Origin of the sequence: Dietzia sp. SYD-A1 (assembly GCF_015356725.1) — a bacterium.
Lineage (GTDB): Bacteria > Actinomycetota > Actinomycetes > Mycobacteriales > Mycobacteriaceae > Dietzia.
In genome coordinates this window covers 1-4,080 of record NZ_JADDKI010000011.1, presented here as the reverse complement: position 1 = coordinate 4,080, position 4,080 = coordinate 1, and the positions used below count along the sequence as shown (strand labels likewise).

Genomic DNA, 4,080 nt, shown 5'->3' with positions numbered 1-4,080 from the left:
GAACAGCGAGGCGACCACGCCGAAGGCGCCCGGCAACGCGCCCGACAAGACGCCCGACGATTCCGCGACCACGACCGAGGACTCCCGGGACGCGCGACAGTCGACGGGAACGACGACGGCGTCACCGGGATCCCCCGCAGGCGGTGGCCGGTCCGACGCCGAGACTCCCGCCCAGCAGAAGGGCGACACCACCCCTGATGACGGCGGCGAGGCCGTCGAATCCCCAGGCCGCGAACGGAAGTCCTGACCCCCACTCCCCCCGCGCCCCCCTATCGGGTGTGTTGCGAAACACGGTCGAGCGTATGTGACTACGCTCACAGAAACCGGTTCGGTCGCTTCCGCCGTGTCGATTCCGGCCGCCGTGAACACACATCCCGAGAGAGAGCCGCTGATGACCGATCACGACCACACCCAGACCTACGCACCCGACCCCGCCTTCACCGCCCAGGCCAACGCGCAGGCCGACCTCTACGACGTCGCAGCCGCTGACAGACTCGCGTTCTGGGACGAGCAGGCACGGCGCCTGGACTGGTCCACGGAGTGGTCCGAGGTGCTCGACTGGTCCGACGCACCGGTCGCCAAGTGGTTCGTCGGCGGCAAGCTCAACGTGGCCCACAACTGCGTGGACCGTCACGTCGAGGCCGGCAACGGCGACCGGGTGGCCATCCACTGGATCGGCGAGCCGGAGGATGACGCCCGCGACATCACCTACGCCGAACTCAAGGACGAGGTCAGCCGCGCGGCCAACTACCTCAGCTCCCTCGGGCTCGTGGCCGGCGACCGGGTGGCGATCTACATGCCGCTCCTGCCCGAGGTCTACATCGCGATGCTGGCCTGCGCCCGCCTCGGGCTCACCCACTCCGTGGTGTTCGCCGGCTTCTCCCCCAACGCGCTCCGCCAGCGCATCGACGACGCGGAGGCGAAGGTCGTCATCACCGCCGACGGCCAGTTCCGTCGCGGTAAGCCCGCGCCGCTCAAGGCCGGGGTCGACGACGCGCTCTCCGGAAACGGGGTCGACGCCGAGGGGACCGCCGAATCGGTGCAGACCGTCCTCGTGGTCCGTCGGACCGGGCTCGACGTGGAGTGGACCGAGGGCCGGGACGCGTGGTGGGACGAGGTGGTCCCGCAGCAGTCCACCGAGCACACGCCCGAGGCCTTCGACTCCGAGCATCCCCTGTTCCTGCTCTACACCTCGGGGACCACGGGAAAGCCCAAGGGGATCGTCCACACCTCCGGCGGCTACCTCACCCAGGCGTCGTACACCCACCACAACGTGTTCGACCACAAGCCCGGCCAGGACGTCTACTGGTGCACCGCGGACGTCGGCTGGGTCACCGGGCACACCTACGGCGTGTACGCCCCGCTCTCGAACGGTGCCGAGTGCATCGTCTACGAGGGCACCCCCAACTCACCGGACGAGCACCGCCACTTCCAGATCATCGAGAAGTACGGCGTCACCATCTACTACTCGGCACCCACCCTCGTGCGGACCTTCATGAAGTGGGGCGCCGAGATCCCGGCCGCCCATGACCTGACCTCGATCCGCCTGCTCGGCTCCGTGGGTGAGCCCATCAACCCGGAGGCGTGGCGCTGGTACCGCGACAACCTCGGCGGCGGCACCGCCCCCATCGTGGACACGTGGTGGCAGACGGAGACCGGTGCGATCATGATCTCCCCGTTGCCGGGCGTGACCGAGACCAAGCCCGGATCGGCCATGCGGCCGCTGCCCGGCATCTCCGTGTCCATCGTGGACAACGAGGCCAAGGAGGTCGCCGCGGAGGAACAGGGCTTCTTGGTGCTCACCGAGCCGTGGCCGTCCATGCTCCGCGGCATCTGGGGCGACATGGAGCGCTACCGGGACACCTACTGGTCCCGGTTCGCCGAGGAGGGGTACTACTTCGCCGGTGACGGCGCCAAGTGGGACTCCGACGGCGCACTGTGGGTGCTGGGGCGCGTCGACGACGTGATGAACATCTCCGGCCACCGCATCTCCACGTCCGAGGTGGAGTCCGCCCTCGTCGGGCACCGCGCGGTCGCCGAGGCGGCAGTGGTGGGCGCCAACGACGAGACCACCGGCCAGGCGATCGTCGCGTACGTGATCCTGCGCGGCAACGTCGACGCCGAGGAGGACCGCCAGAAGCTCATCGACGAGCTGCGCGCCGAGGTGTCGCGGGAGATCTCCCCGATCGCCAAGCCCCGCGACATCACGATCGTGCCCGAACTGCCCAAGACGCGCTCCGGGAAGATCATGCGGCGTCTGCTCAAGGACATGGCGGAGGGCCGCGACGGCGGGGACACCTCGACCCTGTCCGATCCGACCATCATGGAGCAGATCAGGGAGAAGGGCACGCGCGGCTGACCGGGTAGCGGGTGAAGGCGGCCACGTGTCGTGGCACGATGGACGACGGTGCATCCGTCGCCTGACTATGGAGGAACAACCGTGAGCCACGCCCAGGGAACCCACTCGCCGACCGAGGCATCGATCCCCCTGCACGACGCGGACTCGATCGGTCGGGGCGACGCCAGCATCGGAACCCTGGTCAAGAACGCCACCACGCAGGTGTCCACGCTCGTCCGCGCGGAGATCGAGCTCGCCAAGACCGAGGTCACCGAGCAGGTCAAGAGGGCCGCCACCGGGTCGGGCTTCTTCGTCGCGGCGCTCGTGCTTCTCCTGATGTCGTTCTTCCCGTTCGTCTTCATGTGGGCCAAGCTCATCTCCCTGTGGTTCGGCACCCAGTCCTGGGACTGGGTCGGCTTCCTCATCGTCTTCGTGGTGCTGGTGCTGTTGGCGGCGGTCTGCGCCCTGCTCGGCTACCGCAAGGTCAAGAAGATCCGTAAGCCCCAGCGCACCATCGACTCGGTGTCCGACCTCAAGCTGGCCATGCCCACGGGCACCCAGCCGCGGCCCGGGACGGTGCGGGTCACCGAGACCCCCCAGCCCGCCACGCGCAGCTGAATACTCCCGCACACCGGCCGCCCGACCCGTCGATCGTCAGGATCGACGGGTCGTGGCGGCATCGTGACGTCTCGGCCAACGGCATCCGTCTGCACGTCGCCGAGGCCCTTCCGGCCGACACCGTCCCCGGAGAACTCCCGCCACTGGTGGTGTTGATCCACGGCCTGGGCGGGATCTGGTGGACCATGCGCAAACCCCTCGTGGCGCTGGCCGAAGCCGGATTCCACGCCGTCGCGGTGGACTTGCGGGGCCACGGGGACTCCGACAAACCACCGCGCGGGTACGACGGATGGACCCTGGCCTCGGACATCACGCACCTCATCCGCGCGCTCGGGCACACCTCCGCGGTGATCGTGGGGCAGGGCGAGGGCGGATTCGTGGCCTGGACGGCGGCATACCACCGGCCTCGTGCGGTGCGGGGCCTCGTCGTCGTCGGTTCTCCGCACCCCCTGGCCACCCGCCACGCCGCGATCCGCGATCGCGCCCAACGCCGTGCCCTGGTGCCCCGTCTTCTCGCAGACCAGGCTCCCCGGCTCCCCGAACGCCGCCTCACCACCGACGGCGCGGCGTCGGTGGAGGCGATGCTCCGGGACCGTTCCGCGCCGGCGTGGCAGGACACCGACGACTTCCGCGAGACCGCGGCGCTGCTCCGGCAGGCCATGCTCATCCCCAAGGCCGCCCACCTGTCCCTGGAGTCGCGCCGCTGGATGGTCCGCAGCCAGCTCCGCCCGGACGGACGCGATTTCCGCCGCACGGTCTCGGGTGTCCTCGACCAGCCGGTATTGGGGATCAGCGGCGAGGAGGACCGGTTCATCCGCCCGTCGACGGTCCGGGCGTCAGCGGCGTGGGCCAGGGACTTCCGTACGGAAATGGTCGCGGAGTCCGGGCACTACCCGGCGATGGAGCAGCCTCGGGCCACGTCTCGGCTGATCGTGGACTTCGCGCGCCGCGCAAGCGGGCTCTGACGGGCCGGTCCTCCCTTCTCCGGCCGGATCCCGCCAACGCGGACCCGTGCCGCCCCCTCCCTCGGCCTACGCGCCCCCTCTGCTCGGTGATCGCCGGGGTACGCGGCGACAATGGACCATTCCCGCCGCGCAAGTCGGGACAGCCGCGCGAGTCGGGCG

Annotated in this window: 4 protein-coding genes; all 4 read left to right on the top strand. The window is 69.9% G+C overall.

Annotated features, from left to right (window positions below; translation table 11 throughout):
- Positions 1 to 247, top strand: a 247-nt coding sequence (locus IY392_RS00560) for a hypothetical protein (protein WP_228548850.1), incomplete at its 5' end; no start/stop codon positions are given.
- Positions 248 to 391: 144 nt separating this feature from the next.
- Positions 392 to 2,359: an acetate--CoA ligase gene (acs, locus tag IY392_RS00555; RefSeq protein ID WP_107755633.1), complete on the top strand. Its 1,968-nt coding sequence runs from the start codon at positions 392 to 394 to the stop codon at positions 2,357 to 2,359.
- Between the two features lie 81 nt (positions 2,360 to 2,440).
- Positions 2,441 to 2,956: a phage holin family protein gene (locus IY392_RS00550; RefSeq protein WP_194860256.1), complete on the top strand. Its 516-nt coding sequence runs from the start codon at positions 2,441 to 2,443 to the stop codon at positions 2,954 to 2,956.
- Positions 2,957 to 3,102: 146 nt separating this feature from the next.
- Positions 3,103 to 3,921 (top strand): alpha/beta fold hydrolase, encoded by an 819-nt coding sequence (locus tag IY392_RS00545; RefSeq protein ID WP_107755631.1) that lies wholly within the window; start codon positions 3,103 to 3,105, stop codon positions 3,919 to 3,921.
- The last annotated feature ends 159 nt before the right edge of the window (positions 3,922 to 4,080 follow it).

Excerpts from the sequence above, each read along its gene's own strand:
- acs (WP_107755633.1), top strand. The coding sequence starts at position 392 with ATGACCGATCACGACCACACCCAGACCTACGCACCCGACCCCGCCTTC.